Source organism: Deltaproteobacteria bacterium (assembly GCA_011773515.1).
In the GTDB taxonomy this organism is placed as follows: domain Bacteria; phylum Desulfobacterota; class Deferrimicrobia; order J040; family J040; genus WVXK01.
The window spans coordinates 7,570-9,183 of record WVXK01000007.1; the positions used below are offsets into that span (position 1 = coordinate 7,570).

1 pseudogene (only partly in view) is annotated in these 1,614 nt (G+C 57.4%); it reads left to right on the plus strand.

The annotated features are described in order from the left end of the window. The first annotated feature begins 147 nt into the window (after positions 1 to 147). A pseudogene (locus GTN70_00960) lies at positions 148 to 1,614 on the plus strand (aldehyde dehydrogenase family protein) (it continues 1,452 nt past the right edge of the window).

The following is a 1,614-nucleotide window of genomic DNA, read 5'->3' on the forward strand; positions in this document are numbered from 1 at the left end:
ATAGTCTTAATGGCCGATTCAAGATGATTCCCACCAAGAAGCGTTTATGGTGCCGGTGGCAGACGGTGTAAACTGTAAGTGGATGATGCTCTTACAAAACACTTTCCTCCTTGACGATTGCAACTTTTCTCTTGAGGGGGGTGCACCATGAACTCGCGGGAAGACCAGGACCGGGTCGTTCAAAAGGGAAGGGAGATTTTCGGGCTCATCGAGGCTGAGACACCCTCGATATTCGACAGGAAGTGGTGGGTTGGACAGGCCATGGACCTGGTGATGAAAAATCCCGAATTCAAAGTACAGCTTTTCCGCTTTGTCGACGTCTTTCCGACCCTCCTGACCGATGAGGCAATCGCAACACACCTGAGGGAATACTTTCTCTCGGAAGATTTCGAATTCCCCGATTTTTTCAAGGCGGCCCTGAAGGGGGTCACGGCATCCTTTACCTCGCCCCTGGCGGCGTCCGTTATCAGGAAGAACATGGAGGGTTTCGCAAAGAGCTTCATCGCCGGGAGGGACATCGAGGGTGGGAAGGATGCCCTGAGAGAAATCCTTTACGCCGGCAGGACCTATACGGTGGATATTCTGGGCGAGGAGGCCCTCTCGGAAAAGGAGGCCGAATCGTACGGGCAGAAATACCTCCATCTCGTCGACGTGCTGAAGGAGGAGATCGCGGCATGGGAGAGGGAGACGGGTACGGTGTCTTCCCACCTTCCCCTTCTCAAGGTATCGGTGAAGATCAGCTCCCTCTACTCTCGGATGAGCGCCGTAAATCACAAAGACAGCGTCGAGATGGTGAAGGAGAGGCTTCGCCCCCTGCTTCGGAGGGCGAGAGATGCCGGCGGGTTTGTAAACCTCGACATGGAGATGCGGGGCCTGAAAAATATCACCCTGGACGTCTTCACCGGGATTCTCGAGGAGGATGAGTTCCGGGGCTGGGAGAACTTCGGCGTTGCCGTCCAGGCCTACCTCAGGGAGACGGGTGAGGATCTCAGGCGGCTGATCGCGTGGGCGAAGCGGGGGGACCACCGGATATCGATCCGGCTGGTAAAGGGGGCATACTGGGAGTATGAGAACATCGTTGCCAGGCAGAAGAGCTGGCCGCTTCCCGTTTTCTCGAAGAAGGCGCACACCGACGCGCATTTCGAGCGGTGCGTGGAGATGATCCTGAAAGATAACGAGCACGTGGTGCTGGCCGCCGGTACGCACAATGTTCGGTCCATCGCAAAGACGATCGTGCTCGCAGATACGATGGGTGTCACCCGGGACCGGTACGAATTTCAGATGCTCTACGGCATGGCCGAGCCCGTTAAGCGGGCGCTCGGGAAGCTTGGGTATACCGTCCGCGAGTACGTTCCCGTGGGAGAGCTCATACCGGGCATGGCCTATCTGGTGCGCCGCCTCCTGGAGAACACGTCGAACGAGGGATTTTTGAGGAAGCGGTTTGCCGAGAATACCCCTTCCGACCTGCTGCTTGCGGAACCGGAGCCACACGTCGAGGCGCGGGAAGATGAGGGGCCCGTTTCCGCGGGGCCCTTTGTAAACGAGCCTCTTCTGGATTTCACCCTCAGGGAGAACAGAGAAGTTATCGGGCATGCGATCGCACAGGTGCGCGCT